This is a genomic window from Veillonella sp. ACP1 (genome assembly GCF_000286635.1).
GTDB classification, from domain to species: Bacteria; Bacillota; Negativicutes; order Veillonellales; family Veillonellaceae; genus Veillonella; species Veillonella atypica.
Genome location: NZ_ALKL01000010.1, coordinates 301320 through 323824, shown reverse-complemented (window position 1 = coordinate 323824; position 22505 = coordinate 301320). Strand labels below are relative to the sequence as shown.

Annotated in this window: 21 protein-coding genes; 19 read left to right on the top strand and 2 right to left on the bottom strand. The window is 35.3% G+C overall.

The features are described 5' to 3' along the window. Nucleotides 1-27: 27 nt before the first annotated feature. The 14 genes from lepA to HMPREF1151_RS04630 all read left to right on the top strand — a co-directional run bounded on the left by lepA (nt 28) and on the right by HMPREF1151_RS04630 (nt 14941). A complete protein-coding gene (lepA, locus tag HMPREF1151_RS04695) occupies nt 28-1827 on the top strand; it encodes a translation elongation factor 4 (protein ID WP_005379091.1) in 1800 nt (599 codons plus the stop codon). A 1-nt stretch (nt 1828) separates the two neighbouring features. Beyond that, nucleotides 1829-3007 carry a radical SAM family heme chaperone HemW gene (gene hemW / locus HMPREF1151_RS04690; RefSeq protein ID WP_009661190.1) on the top strand — a complete coding sequence of 393 codons (1179 nt, stop codon included), beginning with the start codon at nt 1829-1831 and terminating at the stop codon, nt 3005-3007. An 81-nt stretch (nt 3008-3088) separates the two neighbouring features. Then, nucleotides 3089-3691 (top strand): nitrite and sulphite reductase 4Fe-4S domain protein, encoded by a 603-nt coding sequence (locus HMPREF1151_RS04685; protein WP_005379020.1) that lies wholly within the window; start codon nt 3089-3091, stop codon nt 3689-3691. A gap of 278 nt (nt 3692-3969) precedes the next feature. Beyond that, nucleotides 3970-4986: a heat-inducible transcriptional repressor HrcA gene (gene hrcA, locus HMPREF1151_RS09730; RefSeq protein ID WP_009661111.1), complete on the top strand. Its 1017-nt coding sequence runs from the start codon at nt 3970-3972 to the stop codon at nt 4984-4986. A 12-nt stretch (nt 4987-4998) separates the two neighbouring features. Next, nucleotides 4999-5550 (top strand): nucleotide exchange factor GrpE, encoded by a 552-nt coding sequence (grpE, locus tag HMPREF1151_RS09725; protein WP_005379060.1) that lies wholly within the window; start codon nt 4999-5001, stop codon nt 5548-5550. A gap of 27 nt (nt 5551-5577) precedes the next feature. Next, nucleotides 5578-7416: a molecular chaperone DnaK gene (gene dnaK / locus HMPREF1151_RS04670; RefSeq protein WP_009661280.1), complete on the top strand. Its 1839-nt coding sequence runs from the start codon at nt 5578-5580 to the stop codon at nt 7414-7416. A gap of 16 nt (nt 7417-7432) precedes the next feature. Further along, the gene (gene dnaJ / locus HMPREF1151_RS04665; RefSeq protein WP_005383294.1) at nt 7433-8590 is read left to right on the top strand and encodes a molecular chaperone DnaJ; all 1158 of its coding nucleotides are present in this window, start codon (nt 7433-7435) and stop codon (nt 8588-8590) included. Nucleotides 8591-8645: 55 nt separating this feature from the next. Continuing rightward, entirely contained in the window at nt 8646-9509 is an 864-nt protein-coding gene (locus tag HMPREF1151_RS04660; RefSeq protein WP_009661238.1) for a 50S ribosomal protein L11 methyltransferase, read from the top strand. Continuing rightward, nucleotides 9506-10237: a 16S rRNA (uracil(1498)-N(3))-methyltransferase gene (locus HMPREF1151_RS04655; protein ID WP_009661290.1), complete on the top strand. Its 732-nt coding sequence runs from the start codon at nt 9506-9508 to the stop codon at nt 10235-10237. Before HMPREF1151_RS04660 ends, HMPREF1151_RS04655 begins: the two co-directional genes overlap by 4 nt. Nucleotides 10238-10289: 52 nt before the next feature. Next, the gene (gene mtaB / locus HMPREF1151_RS04650; protein WP_009661068.1) at nt 10290-11585 is read left to right on the top strand and encodes a tRNA (N(6)-L-threonylcarbamoyladenosine(37)-C(2))-methylthiotransferase MtaB; all 1296 of its coding nucleotides are present in this window, start codon (nt 10290-10292) and stop codon (nt 11583-11585) included. Nucleotides 11586-11601: 16 nt separating this feature from the next. After that, entirely contained in the window at nt 11602-11946 is a 345-nt protein-coding gene (locus tag HMPREF1151_RS04645; RefSeq protein WP_005378992.1) for a histidine triad nucleotide-binding protein, read from the top strand. A gap of 188 nt (nt 11947-12134) precedes the next feature. Then, a complete protein-coding gene (gene rpsU / locus HMPREF1151_RS04640) occupies nt 12135-12314 on the top strand; it encodes a 30S ribosomal protein S21 (RefSeq protein ID WP_004695751.1) in 180 nt (59 codons plus the stop codon). 120 nt (nt 12315-12434) lie between these two features. Continuing rightward, nucleotides 12435-12878, top strand: a complete 444-nt coding sequence (locus tag HMPREF1151_RS04635) for a GatB/YqeY domain-containing protein (protein ID WP_009661126.1) — start codon at nt 12435-12437, stop codon at nt 12876-12878. Nucleotides 12879-13039: 161 nt separating this feature from the next. After that, entirely contained in the window at nt 13040-14941 is a 1902-nt protein-coding gene (locus HMPREF1151_RS04630) for a glutamine synthetase (protein WP_005378861.1), read from the top strand. A 77-nt stretch (nt 14942-15018) separates the two neighbouring features. Here the strand turns inward: HMPREF1151_RS04630 and HMPREF1151_RS04625 are convergent, their stop codons facing one another. Together HMPREF1151_RS04625 and tpx are read right to left on the bottom strand one after the other, a co-directional pair. Beyond that, nucleotides 15019-15414, bottom strand: a complete 396-nt coding sequence (locus tag HMPREF1151_RS04625) for a phosphate-starvation-inducible protein PsiE (RefSeq protein ID WP_009661285.1) — start codon at nt 15412-15414, stop codon at nt 15019-15021. 60 nt (nt 15415-15474) lie between these two features. Next, entirely contained in the window at nt 15475-15990 is a 516-nt protein-coding gene (gene tpx / locus HMPREF1151_RS04620) for a thiol peroxidase (protein ID WP_005378916.1), read from the bottom strand. 198 nt (nt 15991-16188) lie between these two features. On the opposite strand from tpx, the gene HMPREF1151_RS04615 reads away from it, so the two are divergent. From HMPREF1151_RS04615 to HMPREF1151_RS04595, 5 genes are all read left to right on the top strand, one after another. Then, complete coding sequence (locus HMPREF1151_RS04615; protein WP_009661151.1) at nt 16189-17904, top strand: ABC transporter ATP-binding protein; 1716 nt, start codon at nt 16189-16191, stop codon at nt 17902-17904. Next, nucleotides 17904-19634, top strand: coding sequence for an ABC transporter ATP-binding protein (locus tag HMPREF1151_RS04610; RefSeq protein ID WP_009661226.1), 1731 nt, complete (start codon nt 17904-17906; stop codon nt 19632-19634). Before HMPREF1151_RS04615 ends, HMPREF1151_RS04610 begins: the two co-directional genes overlap by 1 nt. Continuing rightward, nucleotides 19616-20410: an RNA methyltransferase gene (locus HMPREF1151_RS04605; protein WP_009661162.1), complete on the top strand. Its 795-nt coding sequence runs from the start codon at nt 19616-19618 to the stop codon at nt 20408-20410. The genes HMPREF1151_RS04610 and HMPREF1151_RS04605 overlap by 19 nt, the downstream gene beginning before the upstream one ends. Nucleotides 20411-20661: 251 nt before the next feature. Next, entirely contained in the window at nt 20662-21516 is an 855-nt protein-coding gene (locus HMPREF1151_RS04600) for a ChbG/HpnK family deacetylase (RefSeq protein ID WP_009661085.1), read from the top strand. Further along, nucleotides 21513-22499 (top strand): lysylphosphatidylglycerol synthase transmembrane domain-containing protein, encoded by a 987-nt coding sequence (locus tag HMPREF1151_RS04595; protein ID WP_005383313.1) that lies wholly within the window; start codon nt 21513-21515, stop codon nt 22497-22499. The genes HMPREF1151_RS04600 and HMPREF1151_RS04595 overlap by 4 nt, the downstream gene beginning before the upstream one ends. The last annotated feature ends 6 nt before the right edge of the window (nt 22500-22505 follow it).

Here is a 22505-nt window from a genome sequence, read left to right as displayed (position 1 = left end):
CAAGTTCCTTGAACTTGTTCATATAGTATGTCAACGAAAAAGATTAGAAACTTCTGTATTATAGCTCATATCGACCATGGTAAATCTACCATCGCTGATAGATTAATTGAATATACTGGTACATTACAAAAACGAGAAATGGAAGCGCAAGTCCTAGACTCCATGGATTTGGAACGAGAACGTGGTATTACTATTAAAGCGCAATCTGTTCGAATTTTGTATAAAGCACAAGATGGAGAAGAGTATACTTTAAACCTTATCGATACTCCTGGCCATGTGGATTTCAGCTATGAAGTATCTCGTTCGCTTGCAGCTTGTGAAGGGGCATTACTCGTTGTAGATGCTGCACAAGGTGTAGAGGCTCAAACGTTGGCAAACGTGTATCTTGCTTTAGAACATGATCTTGAGATTATTCCTGTTATCAACAAAATTGATTTGCCTTCTGCCGATCCTGATCGGGTTAAACATGAAATTGAAGATATCATTGGTTTAGACGCATCAGAAGCAGTATTATGTTCTGCTAAATCTGGCATTGGCATTCCAGATATTTTAGAAGCTATTGTAAATAAGGTGCCTGCACCACCAGATAAATCTGATGAACCAACAAGAGCATTGATTTTTGATAGCCGCTTTGATGCTTATAAAGGTGCTATTGCTTATGTGCGCGTAAAAGAAGGTACTATTAAAACAAAAGATACCATTCGTATGATGCATGATAATAAGGATTTTGATGTAACTGAGCTCGGTATCTTTACACCAAATCTTGTGCCTGTCCAAGAATTACCATGTGGTTCTGTAGGTTGCATTGCAGCAAGTATTAAGAATGTAGCTGACTGTCACGTAGGTGATACGGTAACATTAGCTGATAATCCTGCACCTGAACCATTACCAGGTTACCGCAAGGCTGTATCTATGGTATATTGTGGTCTCTACCCTACAGAGTCTAAAGACTACGAAAATCTTCGTGATGCATTAGAAAAATTACAGCTTAATGATGCTGCCTTAGAATATGAAGCAGAAACATCCTTGGCTCTCGGCTTTGGTTTCCGTTGTGGTTTCTTAGGCTTACTACATATGGATGTTATTCAAGAGCGCTTAGAGCGTGAATATAATCTAACACTTATCACTACGGCTCCATCTGTTAATTACAAGGTATATAAAACAAATGGGGAAATGCTAGAAGTGGATAATCCTGCTAAGTTACCACCTCCAACGGAAATCGATTATATTGAAGAACCATATGTTAAGGCTACTACCATTGTACCTAAGGATTTTGTTGGTACTATTATGGAATTGTCTCAAGATAAACGTGGCGAATATCAATCCATGGAATACTTGGATGAAACGCGTGTATCTGTTGTATATCACTTACCATTGAGCGAAATCATTTATGATTACTTTGATAAATTAAAATCTGCTACAAAGGGGTATGCATCTCTTGATTATGAATTGATTGGTTATAAACAATCTCCAATGGTTAAGATGGATATCTTGTTAAATGGAGAACCTGTAGATGCATTATCTATCATCGTTCATAAGGATCGCGCTGCTACACGTGGCCGTGCATTAGCTGAGAAATTAAAAGAATTAATTCCTCGTCAAATGTTTGAAATTCCTATTCAAGCAGCAGTAGGCACAAAAATTGTAGCTCGTGAAACTGTAAAAGCTTGGCGTAAAGACGTTTTAGCAAAATGTTATGGTGGCGATATTTCTCGTAAACGTAAACTCTTAGAAAAACAAAAGGCCGGTAAGAAACGCATGAAAGCTGTTGGTTCTGTAGAGATTCCACAAGAAGCATTTATGGCAATTTTAAAGGTAGAAGATTAATATGGAAACAAATCGTAACGATTTGTTTGTACAGCGGGATATGGGGCTATACATCCATATCCCGTTTTGCAAACAAAAATGTATATATTGTGACTTTCCAGCATATCAAAATTTAGAGGAATATTACGATACATATCTGTATGCCTTGGTTCAAGAAATGACTATGTTCGGTGATGCATATCCTAAATCTCGTACTAAACTTGTAGACACTGTTTATTTTGGAGGCGGTACACCGACGGAATTATCCTTATTACAGTTAGAACAAATTTTGAATACCATTAAAACTACCTATAATGTATCTCCTGATTGTCAGTTTACCATCGAATCAAATCCTGGAGAGGTAGATCAGGCTTATTTAAAGGGGCTGCATAAGTTAGGATTCTCTCGTATCAGTTTTGGGGTTCAAACTTTTAATGATAAATCTCTAGTAAGTTTACATAGAAGTCACAATCGTGAGGATGCTATACATGCAGTTCAATGGGCTTTTAAGGAAGGCTTTCAAGATATTAATATCGATTTAATATATGGATTACCGAATCAAACAACTGATGAAATTAATAAAAATTTAGATATTGTTAGTACATTGCCTATTAATCATATTTCTACCTATGGTTTACAAGTAGAACAAGGAACACGATTATATTATTTGGTTGATAAAGGAGTCATTTCTTTACCTGATGAATCAACAGAGGATTCGATGTATGACATGATGATGCAAGGGATTCAAGATTTGGGATTTGAGCGTTATGAAATATCCAATTTTGCGAAAGATAAGGCCTATAGTAAACATAATCTAAAATATTGGCAATATTGTGATTATTTAGGCTTTGGTGCGGGGGCTCATTCCTTTTTTAACGGTGTAAGACGAGCTAATAATCGCAATGTTATGCCTTATGCTAGAAAGATAGACTGTTTTGAATTTCCCGTTGTTGAAGAGGAAGTTATAGATTCCAAGCGAGCTAAAGAAGATTATTGCTTTTTAAGCTTACGAACCAAGTGGGGAATTAATACGGTCGATTTTAGCGAAAGATTTGATATACGATTAGAAGATATATATGGCTCTATTTTAGATGATTTAACTAAAAAGAATCTAATTATAAAAGAAGGAGACTTATATTATCTAACGCCAGAAGGTGCTAAGCATGGAAATTATGTGTTTAGTCAATTCATAAAAGAGTAAGATTTCTCATAGTTTCTCAATAAGTAACATGTTAGGATAAATAGGATGATGATGAATATGCATGCTTATTTAGGAGGAAAGATGAAGACATCTGTTATAATACATGGATTACATAATGAATTTTCTTTGGACCAAATGAAAGCATGTATATCATTAGCTGAAAAATACGGTGGTTCCTTTAGACATGTGGTGACTGGTATACAAATTACAGGTATTGATAAGGATGATAAAGAGGCTTTGATTGCTGAGTTACCTGATGGGGTTACTACAGTTATTCATAGAGGTGTCAATTCGTTAATTGCCTGTGTAGGTAAAGGAAAATGTAAAAACGGTCAGATGGAGACTGCTGAATTAGCAGATTATATAGAACGTAAACATTATGGTCGTAAAACAAGTCACAAATGTAAAATAGGAATTAGTGGTTGTGGTCGTAATTGTCCTGATTCTATGGTTAAAGATATTGCCTTTATTGGTACATCTCAAGGATTTATGCTCGCCGTAGGTGGTAATACTGGTATGCGCCCTGAAGCAGGGAAAATACTAATGCGTAAATTATCTGTTGAACAAGCAAAAAAAGCTGCTGATATACTGATTGATTGGTATGCAGAAAATGGGGAACCAAAAGAACGGATGGGAAAATTGTTAGAACGTCTTGGCAATCCATTAGAAAATAAAACTTTATAATTTAACAATAGCTCCTAGTGATAAATTGACTGGGAGCTATTTATATTTCTATAAAACCTTATAAATATAGACAGTCCTTGTCTTTTTGACTATTTTTCCATATCTATTTGGTTGTCTTTTTGACCTATTATTCTGTAAAATAACATTGTCTTTTTGACTAAACTTGATTTTATTAGGTTTTTAAGGATAAATTTACTTGACATTTTATTTTGGTATGGTAATATTATACATGCGATTAGCACTCGAATATTTTGAGTGCTAACAAGTGAGGTGTCATTATGGATGAAAGAAAACAACGCATCTTACGAGCGATTATAGAGGATTATGTAAAATCTGCTGAGCCTGTTGGTTCTAGGACGATTGCTAAAAATTATAACTTAGGTATTAGTCCTGCCACGGTGCGAAACGAAATGGCTGATCTTGAGGACTTAGGCTATTTAGAAAAACCTCATACATCAGCTGGTAGAATACCATCGTCAAAAGGCTATCGCTTATACGTTGATTCTATGATGCATCAAGGTCCAGTGGAGAATGAGGATGTGAAACAAATCCATTCTATATGGAATGATCCGCAGCTTTCTGGCAATGAAATGTTATTACATATGGCTCGATTAGTTTCTCAAATCAGTCATAGTATGAGCTTATTATTAGCCCCTGGACATGATCAAGCAATGTTAAAATATATACATATTTTACCTCTTGATGCTCACCAAGCTGTTATGGTTGTAATAACTGCAACCGGTGCACTTGATAATGAATTGATGTATTTTACATCACCAGTGAAAGCTGATGAATTACAACGATTAGCTATACAATTTAGCAATGCCGTTCAAAATAAGCTTTTACGTGATATTACATCGGCTCAAATAAGTGCAATTATCGCACACATAGACGGTTCAAAATCCGTATTATTACAAATCGGAGAAACCTTATTAAGGGTCATCACAAAGCGACGTTTATTTTATTCCGTTGGTACTACTGAGTTGTTACGACAACCGGAATTTAAAACGGTTGAAAAGGTACAGCCTGTACTTTCATTATTAGAAGAACAACAAGAATTAGGTCACATATTGCAAGATAATTCAAACAAACCAATTAAGATTAAGATTGGTTCAGAAAATCAAATGGAAGCATTAAGTGATATGAGTCTTATTCAAACTGATTTTTCTCAAGATAATAATCAACTTGGTACATTGGCTATATTGGGCCCTACACGAATGGAATATAGTCGAATTATTAATATGCTTTCCTATATGAAACATTTAATGGAAACGATGGCAAGGAATCAAACATAGAAAGGATAAGGCATGTCTGAAGAAAAAATTAAACAAGATGTGGTAGACGAAGAAATCTCTGAGCCTACAGAAGCAACGAAGGAACAATCGGAAGCGCAAAATGCTGAAGAGTCTGTAGTTGATGCAAGTGAGGTGTTAGAAGAATTAAAAGCCGATTTTGATAATCGTTATAAACGCTTACAAGCGGATTTTGAAAATTTTAAACGCCGTACTAATCAAGAAAAAGAACAGTTGGCAGGTTTTGTTAAGGGCGATGTCCTAAAAGATTTGCTACCTGTATTAGATAATTTTGAGCGAGCTGTACAAGCTCCTGCAGAAGGGGATACAAAGGTATTCCTTGATGGATTTGTTATGATTCATCAAAACTTGATGGCTATGTTGTCTAAGCATGGTTTAGCTGTTATCGATGCAGTTGGTAAACCATTTGATCCAAATTTCCATCAAGCAATTATGCGCGTACCATCAGATGAATATGAATCAGATACGGTATGTGAAGTACTGCAAACTGGCTATACTGTGGATGGTCGTTGTATTCGACCAGCAATGGTTAAGGTTGTTGAATAGATTATAAGTATTAGGAGGTCATATATTATGGCAAAGGTAATTGGTATTGATTTAGGGACTACAAACTCTTGTGTTGCTGTTATGGAAGGCGGCGAACCTACGGTTATTACAAACCAAGAAGGTGCACGTACAACTCCTTCCGTAGTTGGTTTTGCGAAAAATGGCGAACGTTTAGTTGGTCAATTGGCTAAACGTCAAGCTGTATCCAATCCAGAAAACACAATTATTTCTATTAAACGTCATATGGGTTCTGACTACAAAGTAACTGTAGAAGGTAAATCTTATACACCTCAAGAAATTTCTGCAATGATTCTTCAAAAAATTAAAGCTGACGCAGAAGCTTATTTGGGCGAACCTGTAAAACAAGCTGTTATTACTGTTCCAGCATACTTTACAGATGCTCAACGTCAAGCTACTAAAGATGCTGGTTCTATTGCAGGTCTTGAAGTACTTCGTATCATCAATGAACCTACAGCTGCTGCTCTTGCATATGGTGTAGATAAAGACGAAGATGGTAAAGTTCTTGTATTTGACCTTGGCGGTGGTACATTCGACGTTTCCATTCTTGAACTTGGTGATGGCGTATTCGAAGTATTGGCAACATCTGGTAATAACCACCTTGGCGGCGATGATTTCGACCAACGTATCATGAACTACCTTATTGAAGAATTCAAAAAAGAAACTGGTATCGATTTATCCAATGATAAATTAGCTGACCAACGTTTAAAAGAAGCTGCTGAAAAAGCTAAAATTGAATTGTCTGGCGTAGCTAGCACAAACATCAATTTGCCATTCATCACAGCTGATGCTACTGGTCCTAAACATTTGGATGTAACATTGACTCGTGCTAAATTTGAAGAGTTAACTGCTGATTTGGTACAAGCTACTATTGAACCTACTCGTAAAGCTATGAACGATGCTGGCTTATCTGCATCTGATATTGATAAAGTGTTGTTAGTTGGTGGTTCTAGCCGTATCCCAGCTGTACAAGAAGCTATTAAAAAAGTATTGGGTAAAGAACCAACTAAAAACGTTAACCCAGATGAATGCGTAGCTATTGGTGCTGCTATTCAAGGTGGTGTATTAGTAGGTGAAGTTAAAGATGTATTGTTACTTGACGTAACTCCATTGTCTCTTGGTATCGAAACAATGGGCGGTGTATTTACTCGTATCATTGATCGTAACACTACAATTCCTACATCTAAATCTCAAGTATTCTCCACTGCAGCTGATAACCAACCATCTGTAGATATCCATGTGTTGCAAGGTGAACGTGAATTTGCAGCAGATAATAAAACATTGGGTCGTTTCAACTTGGATGGCATCCCAGCAGCTCCTCGTGGGGTTCCTCAAATCGAAGTAACTTTCGACATCGATGCTAATGGTATCGTACATGTAAAAGCTAAAGATTTGGGTACTCAAAAAGAACAAAAAATTACAATTACTTCTTCTAGCGGCTTGAAAGAAGACGAAATTGAACGCATGGTTAAAGAAGCAGAAGCTCATGCAGCAGAAGATAAAGCTAGAAAAGAAGAATTAGATGTTAAAAATAATGCAGATTCCTTAGTATACCAAGCTGAAAAAGCTTTGAAAGATCTTGAAGGTAATGGCGATGCTGCATTGTTGAAAGAAGTTGAAGACGCTAAGGATAAATTAAAAAAATCCATCGAAGCTGGCAACATTGAAGATATTAAAAAAGATAGTGAAGCTTTGGAACAACCTTTGCACAAATTAGCTGAACAAATGTATGCTGCTGCTCAACAAGCACAACAAGCTGCTGGTGATGCTAAACAAGGTGAACAAACAAAAGCTGACGATAATGTAGTTGATGCTGATTACACTGTAGTTGATGACGATAAGAAATAAGAAGGGTTGGTAACTAATGGCACGAGATTATTATGACATCTTAGGGGTCAGCAAAAATGCAACTCAAGATGAAATTAAAAAAGCCTTCCGTAAAAAGGCTCGCCAATACCATCCAGATGTAAATAAAGATAATCCAAAGGAAGCAGAAGCAAAGTTTAAAGAAGCTAACGAAGCTTACGAAGTATTGTCTGATGAAACTAAAAAAGCTCAATATGACCAATTCGGCCACGACGCCTTCAAACAAGGAGGCGGCGCTGGCGCCGGTGGTTTCCAAGGTGGCTTTGGCGGTTTCGGTGGTCAAGCTGGTGGCTTCAGTGATATATTTGGTGATTTCTTTGGTGGCATGTTTGGTGGTGGACACCAACAACATGGTCCTCAAAAGGGCAATGATCTTCGTGAAGACATAGATATATCCTTTGAGGATGCTGCCTTTGGTAAATCAATGGCAATCAACATTCAACGTCATGAAGAATGTAATCATTGTCACGGTACCGGCGGTGAACCTGGATCTAAAGTTGATACATGTCCTAATTGTCATGGCTCTGGTCAAGAGGTTGTTATTCAAAATACACCATTTGGTCGTATGCAATCTGCTCGTACTTGTTCTCGTTGCCATGGCTCTGGTAAGGTCATTGAAAAACCATGCTCCAAATGTCGTGGATCTGGTGAAATCTTAGTAAAACGAAAAATCGATATTAAGATTCCAGCTGGTGTAGATAACGGATCTCGTCTACGCGTTTCCAATGAAGGTGAACCGGGTATATTAGGTGGTCCAAAAGGCGACTTATACGTTTATATTTACGTACGCCCTCACAAAGAATTTGAACGAAATGGCAATGATGTTATCAGTCGTGTTACAATTAGCTTTGCACAAGCTGCATTAGGAGCGACTATACAAGTGAATACCTTAGATGGTAAAGTAGAATTGAAGATCCCAGAAGGCACTCAAACGGGAACTGCATTCAGACTTAAGGGCAAAGGTATTCCATATTTACGCAATCCAAAACAACGTGGTGATCAACACGTAGTCGTTACGGTTCAAACACCTAAAAAATTAACGGAAACACAACGTGAATTATTACTTCGATTTGCCAAAGAAGGCAATGAAGATGTGAATAACTTACAAGTTAGTAAGAGTTTATTCGAGAAAATCAAGGATCGTTTAACTAAATGAACAGCTCTGATGCGTGAATGGTTTGTTCCTGCGCATCAATAGTAAAGGAGCATTTATGCAATGGATAGAAATATCTATTGTCTGCGAAAGAGTAGCCACCGATGAGGTGACTACTCTTTTTGGCGATTATGCAGACAATGGAATTATAGAAGAAGATGTAGATAATCAACCGAATTTAGTACAATTAACGCTTTATGCTGATGCATCATTAGATCCTAACACGATTAAGTCTGATATAAAGGGGCGTCTTAACGAAAGCAATATCGAAATCACATCAATAGATGCACATATATTAGATGAATCTACGTGGCTCAATTCTTGGCAACAGTATATAGAACCTACAGAAATACTACCTAATTTAATAATCAAACCTGCATGGCAAGAATATGATAATGAACAGAATAAAACTATTATCGAAATCGATTCAGATATATCGTTTGGTACTGGTTCTCATGAAACTACGAGAACTTGTGCAGAACTTTTACAGGCCTATAGTAAATCCATGAATTTAGATTCTGTTACTTGTTTAGATATTGGGACAGGGACAGGCATTCTGTTGTTAGTAGCTGCTCATTTGGGTATAAAACATCTTGTAGGTATCGATATAGAAGAATATGCAGCTAAACAGGCAAGAATTAATTGTGATAATAATCATGTCGTAGCTGATATCATTTGTGGTAATTTGGATACTGATTTTAAGGGCACCGCTCAATTGATTTTAGCGAATTTAACAGTAGATCCTTTAAAAATTTTATTGCCACAAATTGGTAAAAAACTTGATGATAAAGGTATTCTCATCATTAGTGGTATTATTGATGATCGGTATGATGAGATTATGCCTTATATTAATAAAGAGTGGCATATTATTGAGGAGCGCATTGCTGGACCTTGGCATACATTTGCGCTGGAAAAACGATGAAAAAGATATTTATTCCTACACCATTAGATGAATCCATTGTATTACCTAAAGATGTGACTCATCATATATTACATGTATTTCGCCATAATATAGAGAAACCCATTACTGTCACAGGTAGCGATAACCGTTGTGGTATCTATCAGATTAATGATGAGATAAATGGCTTAGCACAAGCTAGTCTTATAGAATACATTGATTCTCCTACATCTATGCATAGAACTATATTAGTACAATCTTATTTAAAAGGTGAAAAATTAGAATGGGTTTTACAAAAAGCTACAGAGCTTAATGTTGATACCGTATATCTTGTACCTACATCGAACTGTGTTGCTAAGTACGATGCAAAAAAATTACAGTCAAAATATAGTCGTTGGGAAAAGATTATGTTAGAAGCTTCTCAACAATGCGGGCGCACACAGCTACCTACGCTCGTTGTGGGTGAGCCCCTTTCGAATGTATTAGACATCGAATCTGAATCTTTAAAGTTGGTTGCCTATGAAAATGAAGCGGGTTATACCATAAAAGATGCTTTAAAGGCTATTAATAGTGATTCAACTAATAGGGATATCTTAATTTGTATTGGCCCTGAAGGGGGCTTTCAAGAGAAAGAAATCAATGATATTATAGAATGTGGTGGACAATCAGTTACATTAGGTCATACTATATTACGTGCCGAAACGGCTGCGATTGCTACATTATCGATGGTTCACTATGAATTAGAACTATAAAATACTATATACATATGCTATAAGATATTTATATAAAGAAATGGGAGGTGCAATGAAAACCGTTGCCTTTACAACTCTAGGGTGTCGTGTCAATCAGTATGATACGGATGCTATGAAGGGGTTATTTTTACAACATGATTATGAAGCTGTTGATTTTGATTCTAAGGCTGATATTTACGTTATTAATACATGTTCTGTTACGAATATGGGAGAGAAAAAGTCTCGTCAATTAATTCGTAAAGCTAAACGTCAAAATCAAGATGCTTATGTTATCGTTACAGGTTGTTATGCACAACTTGATGCTGATGCAATTGCTGCCATTGATGGCGTTAATCTAGTTATTGGCACAAACAATCGCTCAAAAATTGTTGAACTTGTTGAACAACTCGAAACAACAGAACGTCAAATTAATGCTGTTCGCGATATCATGAAAGAGTCTAATTTTGAAGAGATGCCATTATTTGGTAATGAATCTGATAAATCGAGAGCTTTCATGAAAATTCAAGAAGGTTGTAATAATTATTGTGCATTTTGTATCATTCCTTATACGCGTGGGAAACTAAAGTCCCGTAAAGTGGATGATATTGTAAATGAAGCGAAACGTTTAGTAGAACATGGATTTCATGAGATCGTTTTAACCGGGATTCACCTTGGAAACTATGGCGTTGAATTACCAGAAAGACCTACGCTAGCCGATGTGGTAAAAGCCCTCTTAGAAATTCCAAACTTACATCGCATACGTTTTGGATCTATTGAGTCTGTTGAAGTATCGGATGAACTCATAGAATTAATGGCTACGGATAAGCGCGTATGTCCACATTTACATTTACCTCTACAAGCGGGGTCAGATCATGTTCTAACATTGATGAAACGTCATTATACGCTTCAAGAATATAAAGATTTGATTAAGAATTTAAGAAATCGCATCCCAGATTTATCAATTACTACTGATATCATTGCAGGATTTCCACAAGAAACGGATGAAGACTTTGATGAAACAATGAATACGGTAAAAGAAATTGGCTTTACTCATATTCATGCATTCCCATATTCTATTCGTGAAGGTACACCGGCTGCAACAATGCCAAATCAAGTACCAGAAGCCGTTAAGAAGGCTCGCGTAGCACTTTTAAATGATCTAAGCGAAAAAGGTTTACATGCGTATGCAACATCTCGTATAGGTAAACCTGGTGAAATCCTCATTGAAAAAGAGGAAAATGGATATTATACAGGCTTAACAAATGAATATATTCATGGTAGAGTTAAATCAGATGGTCAACACTCTATAGGTGATCTCATAGGCGGTACTGTGGTGGCTGTTGAAAAAGATTTTGTAATCATTGAATAAGATAGAGGAGGTCCCCATGAGCGACTGTATTTTTTGTAAAATTATTAATGGCGAAATTCCATCAAAAAAAGTATTAGAAAACGATAAATTTTATGCTTTTTATGATATTGAACCTGTAAAAAAAGTTCATGTACTCATTGTTCCTAAAAATCATGTTGCTAATATTGCTCATATTACAGAGAAGAATGAAGACTATGTTGAAGGTTTATTACCATTTGTCCGTGATGTGGCAAAAGAACTTGGTATTTCCAAGGATGGTTATCGATTGATTTTTAATACTGGCGCAAAAGCTGGTCAAAGTGTATTTCACATGCATGCTCATCTATTAGGTGGCGAAGAAATGGGTTGGCCTGAAGCGTAATGGCTTGTAATAGAAAATTATTAATTTTGAAGTAGTAAGACATCAAAAAATATTGATTTGTAATAAAATTCCTATAAAATATAGCGGTATATATTGACAGAACCTAGTGTTCTACATATAATATGTATATGTGCGTAAATAAAATTATCAGCACTTCCCTGAGATTAATTTTGGAGGGAGGGATATAGATGTCTGAAATTAAAGTCGGTAAAAACGAAACGCTTGAAAGTGCTCTTCGTCGATTCAAACGCTCCTGCCAAAAAGCAGGTGTTTTGTCTGAAGTAAGAAAACGCGAACACTACGAAAAACCAAGCGTAAAAAGAAAGAAAAAATCTGAAGCAGCAAGAAAACGCAAATTCAGAGCATAAGATGATTACCCTAATTCTGCCTTTTCATGGCTTCATGAAATCCAGAATTAGGGTTTCTTTATATATTAGTTTCTAAGATGCTAATATGTATTTAATGATTGAGTCGTATAGGAGGTTCCCATGAGTTTAAAAGATCAATTAAAAGAAGATATGAAAGCTGCTATGAAGGCTCGAGAAGAAGGCAAAATAGCTTTATCTGTTATTCGTATGGTCAATAGTGCCATTAAAAATACAGAAATAAATGATAAAATTGAACTTGATGATAATGGTGTATTAGGCATTTTAGCTAAAGAAATGAAAACACGCCAAGATTCTCTTACAGAATTTGAAAAGGCAGGTCGTGAAGATCTAATTAGTCATGTTAAGGAAGAAATAGCTGTTCTTCAAAAATATATGCCAGCGCAATTGACAGAAGATGAAATTCGCGATGTCGTAAAAAAAGCCATTGCTGAGTGCGGAGATAATGTAAATATGGGTAACGTTATGAAACATGTTATGCCACATACTAAAGGCCGTGCAGATGGTAAATTAGTAAATACCATCGTAAAAGAATTACTAGGTTAATATTCTGGTAAAATTCTATAGAAATTTGTTGACAAGAATTTTCTCACTATGGTAATATGTACTCAAGAAAATAATTAGTCAATGAAGACTCCACTGGATAGGTATGCAGTTTGTATATCTATATTGTTGGAGTCTTTTTTTATAGTTTAGGAGGAACAAATATGGCTACAAAAGAATTATTGTATTACATTCCTGCAGGTCAATATGGTAAAGAAGGTGTTTTATCTCTATTAGAACAACATCCAGAAATTAAATTCGTATCTTTAGTAGGTATCGACTTAGCTGGTAATGATACAGATGAAAAAATCCCAATGGCTGCATTCTTTGATGATTATGAAGCATTCTTTGAAGGCCGTGCTGTTCAAACTGATGGTTCCTCTGTAGTATTGACAAATATCGCTACATTGAACAATGCTCGTGTTGATATGTGGGGCGACCCAAGTGTAAACTGGTTTGTTGATTACAACTACGAAAACATTGATGAAGCAACAGGTTTGCCAACTGGTACACTTCGTATTCCTGCATTCTTGATGCATAATTACCGCTATGTAGATTCTCGTTCTATTTTGAAACGCAGCTGTGACTATGTTCGTGCAGAATTGTTATCCTTGATCAAAGAAAAAGGTGTACCTGGTATGCCTCATGTGAAAGCTGATGATGTGGTAGATATTGTTTTCACATCTGCTACTGAATTAGAATTCTGGGTAAAAACACCTTCTAAAACAGTTACTAAAAAAGAATTATCCGTTTCTCAACGTTTGCAAGAACAATACTGGCAACGTACACACGGCACTGTTCGTACTGCATTAGAACAAGCCGTAGAACGTCTTGATAAATACGGTATGGTAGCTGAAATGGGCCATAAAGAAGTTGGTGGTGTAAAAGCTAAACTTGATGAAGATGGTCATGAATCCGTTGTATTGGAACAATTGGAAATCGACTGGAAATTCTCTGGTAACCCATTACAAACAGCAGATAACGAATTACAAGCTCGTATTATCGTTCGTGAAGTATTCCGTGAAAATGGTCTTGATGTAACATTCAATGCAAAACCAATTATCGGTGTTGCTGGTTCTGGTGAACATACTCACTTTGGCGTAATGGCAAAATTAAAATCTGGCAAACTTGTTAACTTGTTCAGCCCAGAAGATATGAAAAAAGAATCTGCTAGCTCATTGGGTATTGGTGCAATCATGGGTCTATTGAAACACTATGAAGCTATTAACCCATTCATCAGCTCTACAACAGATTCCTTGAATCGTTTGAAACCTGGATTCGAAGCTCCAGTTTGTATCGTAACTTCCTTAGGTAATGATCCTTCTGAACCTAGCCGTAACCGTACAATCCTTTGCGGTTTGATTCGCGATATCGACAATCCTATGGCTACACGTTTTGAATTGCGTTCTCCAAACCCTTATACAAATACATACACTGCATTAGCATTGATTTTCATCTCTGCATTTGATGGCATGAAATATGCCATTACAAGTGGTAAAACTCAAGCACAATTGGAAGCAGAACTTTCCAAAGAAGCTGGTCAAGATGCAGATTACTTACCTAAAGAACGTGCATTCCGTTCTGAAAAAGATGTATTCGAAGACTACACTCAAGAAGAACGTAATCAAATGTTCGGCGTAGCGCCTGCAACAGTATGGGAAAACATTAAAGGTTATAAAAATAATCCTGAACTTGTAAATACATTGGCACAAGGTGATGCATTTGCTCATGACTTAATGGATTCCTTCATTGCATCCATTTTGAAACGTTGGAAACTCGTATTGGCTCATCGTATCATTCCTGATAATATGGATACAGTACGTAAAATGGTTTCCATTCACACAGATAGCCGTAATAGCATTGATGACAAACGCTTTGCAGAAGTTAATGACTTACGTTTTTATCTTGCAAAAGATAGCGATGATCGCAAATCCTTGTTCACACGTATTGTAGAAGCTTTACAATCTGAAGATTATGATACTGCATCTGCATTACAAATCGAAATGAATGACAAAATGGAAGAATTAGAAGCTAAATACGCTAATTACAGCAAAAACATTTTCTAATCCTTTGGATATGGATAAAGGTCCTACCGAAAATCGGTAGGACCTTTTTGAGTATTATAGAATCATAAATAATTATATTATTCATCGTGACCAATATATTTTTTTACCAATACTAAACTACATACGAGCACAAAAATAGAGATAGCCCATATGAGGATGTCAAAGGCTGTATCATGGGCAATAATTACAGATCGAACAATGGCCGTAATACCAATATATAGGAAAAAGTCGAGAGGAAAGTGAAAGTTATTTTTAAAGTACTTTACAATCAACGCAATAAACTCGAAATAGAGGAAGAAGGTAATTAATTCTTCAATAAGATTGTAATATGTGCTTTCACCATTAATATTTGCCCATGTAATAACACCTAAATTAATAAGTGAATTGACTAAAGCGATACACAGGGCTACACCAACACCGAGAAGGGCGATATTTTTTATAGTTAACAATAGTTTTGAAAATTTAATCCACATACATAACTCCCATGAATAGAAAAAGGCCGTACGACGTACGGCCTTAATAAGTAGATAATATTAGATATCAGCTTTAATTGCTTCTAATGCTGCGTCAAAATTAACAGCTTGAGTTACTTCTGGTACATATTCAACATATGTTACTTTGTTATCTTTATTGATAACTACAACACCACGGGATAATAGACGTAATTCTTCGATTAAGAAACCATAGTTTGTACCGAAAGAAGCATCTTTGTGGTCAGATAATGTTTCTACTTTATCTACGCCTGCAGCACCGCACCAACGTTTTTGAGCAAATGGAAGGTCCATAGAAATTGTCAATACTACAACATCATCAGATAAACCTGTTGCATCTTGGTTGAACCAACGAGTTTGTGCATCACATACGCCAGTATCAAGAGAAGGTACTACGGAAATTACCTTTACTTTACCTTCATAATCTTTCAAAGTTTTAGGTTGTAAATCATTAGATAATACAGTGAAATCAGGTGCTTGTTGACCTACTTTAATTTCTGGGCCCACCAATGTGATAGGGTTACCTGCAAATGTTACAACACCAGTACGTTTTTCCATGTTTCATTCCTCCTAAGAGTTTATATACTAAATAGATTAAACAATGTTTCTATGGTTAGTATACCATTTCTATCCATTTTAGTAAACTAATTTTTTCGATATAGTTTGCTATTAATTTTGGATATAGTTTAGTTTAATGTTTTTGGTAGAAGAATTATGTAGTAAATGGTACGATAGAAAGAAAACAGGAGGTAGTCGATGAATCCATATGCAATTTTCAAGGAATTTTTTCGCCGTGAAGGTATATATTATCTCATCGGATTAACTATGCTAATCGCAATTGATGTAGCTTTTTTAATTGTACCACAATTAATTGGTAGTGCCATCGATACATTGAGTCATAATAAAGAGGGCTTAACCCATTATATATTGTATTTCATTGGTTTATTAATCATTATTACTATATTGAAAGTTATATCACGTAGAACATTATTAGGATCTATCCGACGCATGGAGTATTTATTCCGCCAAAAATTATGTGCTCGTGCTTTAGAAATCCCTACTACATATTATGATGTTAATGGACCTGGTAAGGTAATGGCTTTGATGACAAATGATGTTACATCATTACGCGTTGCCCTAGGTTTAGGTGTTATGATCGTCGTTGATATTATTTTATATTCTATATTGGGCTCTATCATATTAATTCAAAAAATAGATTTTATTTTAGCCTTAAAGATTATGACACCGGTTATTTTTATTTTAGGTTCAATTTTTACACTAGGCCGGCGTTTACGAAAGAAACAACGTCAGGCTCAAACTACATATAGTGACATGACAGAATTTGGGCAAGAACTATTCCAAGGCATGGATGTTATACGAGCTTTTAATAAAGAATCGATTATAGGAGGATTGTTTAATCGTATTAACAAGAAAAATTATTCCGATAATATGAGTGTAGCTATTCTTGATGCTATTTTATCGCCTTTAACTATGATTGCGCCATTTATATGCATCAGTATTAGTATGTATATATGTGGTACGTTAGCCGTAGAAGGCCTTATGACTGTCGGTGAGTTCGTTACAATCAATGCTTTTATTATGCTTATTATAGGCCCATTGATTTCTTTGGGTTCATTAGTAGCCATAGTTCAAAAGGGGATGGCCTCCCTTGATCGAATTATTGATTTTATGAGTCTTCCTGCAGAATGTAATGACACTGATGGTAAACAACTTGGTTTAGGCGATATTGATATAAAATATTTAAATTTCACCTATGATGAATCTAAATCACCTGTATTACGTCAAATTAATATTACATTCAAAAAAGGAGAGTTTGTAGGTATAGTGGGTAAGCCTGGCTCTGGTAAAAGTACACTCTTCAAATTGTTATTAGGACTTCAAAAAGCACCATCAAAGACTATTTATATTAATAATCAAGATATTACGACACTGCCCATTGGTACTGTTAGAAACTCGATTTCTTATGTACCAACGCAATCATATCTACTAAGTTCAACAATTGCTGACAATGTTAGCTTCGGCTATGAAAATAAAAATCATACTACCGTTGCTGAAGCAGCCAAAAAAGCTCAATTATATCGTGACTTAGGAAAGGATTTGGAGAATCCATTAAGCGTATTAGCAGAGGAAGGGCGCGATTTATCAGGTGGTCAAAAACAGCGCATCAATATTGCACGTGGATTTTACAAAAATGCACCTTACTTATTATTAGATAATTGCTTCTCTGCTTTAGATGCCATAACTGTAGATAAAATGTTACAAGTATTGCAATCTACAAAGGATAAAACCATTTTATGTATATCTCAACGACTAGAGGTAATCAAGCATGCGGATCGTATCATTGTATTGGATGAAGGTAGAATTTGCGAAGTTGGAACACATGATGAGTTAATGTGTAAAAACGGTTTATATTTTCAGATGTATACAGCTCAAAATAAGGAGGCCCAATAATGAAACTAAAGTATAATGATTGGCGCCTATTTACATATTTAACAAAATATATTAGGCCTTATTTATGGCTACTCATTTTGGCTAGTATAGCCCTTATTAGTAATCTATTATGCTCGCTTATACGTCCATATCTTTCTAAACAAGCTATCGATTTAGGCTTTGCTATGAAAGATTTGAATACTATTCAGCATTATGCTGGACTATATGCATTAACTATAGTTGGCAGCATTGTCTTTATTCTCTTACAAAACTATTTATTATCTACATTTGGGCAGAAGATTATTTTTCATATACGCAGTACGGTATTTGAAAAAATTCTTCATAAATCTGCCGAAGATTTTCAGTCTTTGCCTATAGGTAATTGGGTAACCCGTATTACCAATGACGTAGAATCATTGCGTACATTATATACAGATGTATTGCTAAAACTCATAAGCAGTGCATTGATGATTTTGGGCATATTAGCTTTTATGTATGCTATTAATGTGCCCTTAGCAATTGTTATGACCTTGTTGATTCCTATAATGGGGTTTATTATCTGGGTGTATCAAAAATTTTCCAGAAAAGCTTTTAGACAAGTTCGTTCTTCTGTAGCAGCTTCTAATTCGAGCATCAAAGAATTGTTGAATTACATATTAATTGTAAAAACTTATTTAGGTGAAAGAAGTATTGAACAACGGTACGACTCTGTCAATCGCGAGTTTTTAAAAGCCGGTATATTTGAGGTTACAACCTTTTCTATTTTTAGACCTCTCGTAGATGGTTTGTTCTTTGTGGCACTCATTGTTATTTTTACAATGACAAATCTATTAGATTCCGTAGCAGATGCAGGTACGGTGTTTGCATTTATACAATATATGGATAGATTCTTTCAACCTATGAAAGAAATTGCTGATAAATATAATTCCTTGCAAAGTGCATTAGCCGGTGCAGAACGATTGATTCCTATTTTGGATGAACCAAAGCGCGAGTTGATAACAACTGTTCCCAATGAATTTAAGACCATTGATACCATCGAATTAAAAGATGTGTATTACTCCTATGATAACAGTGATGTATATGCTTTGAATAACATTTCTTTTACAGTAAAAAAAGGAGAGTATCTTGGTATTGTAGGACTATCTGGTAGTGGAAAATCAACATTACTTTCATTATTGATGGGAATATTGCGACCTACAAAAGGCAACATTTATATTAATGGTCATGATATTAGCCAATATGATTCTTCAATGATTAGAAATATTATGGGCTATGTATTTCAAAATGCATACTTATTTAAAGGTACGATTCAAGATAATCTTAATTTATATGATTCCTCTATCTCTATGGACACTATTATAGACGCTACTAAAAAGGTCAAATTACACGATATGATTGAATCTTTGCCAGATGGATATCAAACATCAGTAGGATATTTGGGATCGCTATTATCAGATGGCCAAAAGCAATTATTAGCCTTTGCAAGAACGTTGATTTTAAATAGACCGATTTTATTGCTTGATGAAGCAACGGCAAATATCGATAGTCATACGGAATCACAAATTCAAGAAAGTATTGAAACTATACGTGGTGAAAAAACAATTATAAATGTAGCGCATCGTTTATCAACTGTACAAAAAGCAAATAGAATTCTAGTTCTTTCTTATGGTAAGATTGTGGAAGATGGAACATTTGATGAGCTTATGCAACATAAGGGGGATTTTTACGAGTTATGGAATCACCAAAAATAGATTATATTCAATCGAAAGACAATAAGACTATAAAACATATTATCAGTTTACAACAGCGAAAATATCGACAAAAATTTGGTGAATATATGGTGGAAGGAATTCGTGCTGTAACGGATATAGGAAAAAAAGATTGTTTGCGCTCTATTTTAATTAGAGAATCAAAGCGAAGTGAATTGGAACCACTAGTGGAAAAAGGTTTGACTGTTTCTTCCGTCTATGTAGTACAAGATCCAATATTTGATAAAATTGAGCACTCTGTAAATGGACAGGGTATACTAGGTATAGCGAAAAAATATGTTAATGATTTGCATTCATTGATAGTAGAGGATGGATTATATGTCGCACTAGATGGTGTACAGGATCCAGGAAACTTAGGTACCATAATTCGTACAGCGGTGGCTGCTGGTGCAAAAGGTATATTCTTGTTAAAAGGAACCGTAGATCCTTATAACGAAAAATGCGTACGTAGTACGATGAGTGCGCTTTGTAATATTCCGATTTTTGAAGATGTCACATTATCTGAATTTTATGATTTCATAAAGGATAATACGATAAAAACCTATGTTACCTCACTAGAAAATGCAAAACCTTATCATACCATTTCATATCCTAAACGAACCATGATTATACTCGGTAATGAAGGAAATGGAGTGTCTAGAGAAATTATTGAAATGTGTGATCAGGCTATTACGATTCCCATGTATGGTGATATAGAATCTTTAAACGTATCAATTGCGGCCGCCCTATGTATGTATAAAGTAAGAGAACAAATTTAATATATTATAACGATACCCTGTCATCGATCATTTTTGATGACAGGGTATATAATTTTCTATAGTAGTATAAAATATGATTATCTATGATAGAAGGGTATATAAATTATGTGAAAACGATATAAAAAGTCCGTTTCCAGTATACAAGTATTGCTATTTTGTATTGATTTTATATACCTGTATTTGTTAAAATAACATATATCTTTTCTGAGTGAACATTGTTTTTCCGTTTTTACGAATAAAGAGGCACGCATATGTCAAAATTAATTATAAATGCTGACGATTTTGGCCTTCATTCAGCTATAAATGAAGGTATTATTGTAGGGCATACTAAAGGTGCTATTACAAGTACATCTATATTGGCAAGTGGTGCTGCTTTTAATGAAGCAGTAGATATGGCAAAGGAATATCCAAAGTTGGGTATAGGTATTCACATAGCTTTGGTGGGAGGAATCGCCCCTGTAAGTGATCCTAGTGAAATTCCTAGTCTTGTAACAAAAGAAGGTGTTTTTGTTGATAATTATGTAGAGTTTATGAAGCGCATATATAGTGGCTCTATTAATTATGATGAAGTGAGAACAGAGATTACAAAGCAAGTTTCTAAAATTATGGAATCTGGTGTAAACGTTACTCATATTGATGGACACCAACATATGCATGTATTACCTAGTATTCTACCTATAGTTTTAGAACAGTCTATGCGATATAAAATTAAAGCCATACGGGTACCAAATGAAAAAATAACATTTTTAAATGGCGTGCATAATCCTGTTCGTATTATGGGGAAATGTGGTTTGAGCACCGTGGCTGCGCAAGCATTGCCTAGCATTCGCGACAAGGGGATTTACTTTACACAATACTTCTGGGGTATGATTAATGGTGGTGCTTTAGGAGAAACAGAATTATTATCGATTTTAAAACAAGTTAGCTCTCTATCTGGGGCCCATGAAATTATGACGCATCCAGGCATTAGTGATGAAATTTTAAGAAAGCAATATAATTGGGGTTATCATTGGCAAGATGAATTATCTGCTATGACATCCGATAATGTACGCAGATATATTTCACAACATAATATAGAACTCATTAATTATGGGGATTTGTTATGAGTAAGATGATGAGACGCGGCATATTTATGTTTGTCCTACTTTTTGCCGTATCTTTAGGAATCATTTATTATACTATCGATTTAGAAGCCCTTAAAACAATAACAACTTTTAATGGTGAATCTTTGTTGCTTGCCATTATTGCACTTGCTTTAGGGATGTATTTTGATGGATTAAGATTGCAGCGCCTTGTAAAAATTGGCGGTTATCATTTATCAATAAAAGCTGTACTTCGGGTTATATTTAGCAACTATTTTATGGCTATGCTCACACCAGGTGCCAGTGGTGGAGCTGTGGCTCAAGTACTCGTATTAAGAAGCTATGATGTTCCGATAAGTAAGGGAACTCCAATCGTATTGATACGTACTGTTTTTTCAATCATGTTTTTAGTCATCATGTTACCGATTGTGTTTTTATATGACTCCATAGAAATACCATATATTTCAAGAGATATGTTATTACTATTTTCCTTCTTGGCCGTCATGGCCACCTTATTAGGAACATATCTTTTACAAACGGTATATATGAGGAAATTCGTATATAATTTAGCACAACGTTTTAAGGCACATAAGACCAAAGATTGGTTGGCGAAATTAGAAACACTAAATCAAGGGCTTGCATTATTGTATAAAAAACCTACTCAATCCTTTATTGTATTTATCGAATCAGGATTAAGTTTATTATGCTTATACTGTATAGCACCGGCATTGATGTTTGCTTTTACTAATGATGTGCCAATTATTACGATATTAGATAGAATGATATTGTTGAATTTAATACTTTATTTTGCACCCACTCCAGGGGGAACAGGTATTGCTGAAGGATTATTTATTTTACTTTTTGCACCATTCGTACCGAGTGGTACTGTAGGTATTATAGCTGTGGCGTGGCGTGTGATGGCAGAATATGTGCCATTTTTTATAGGTATGTATGCAGTATTAACTTTATATGGACGTCAGTTTGTTGCTCAGGAAACATCTAATTAATGTAAG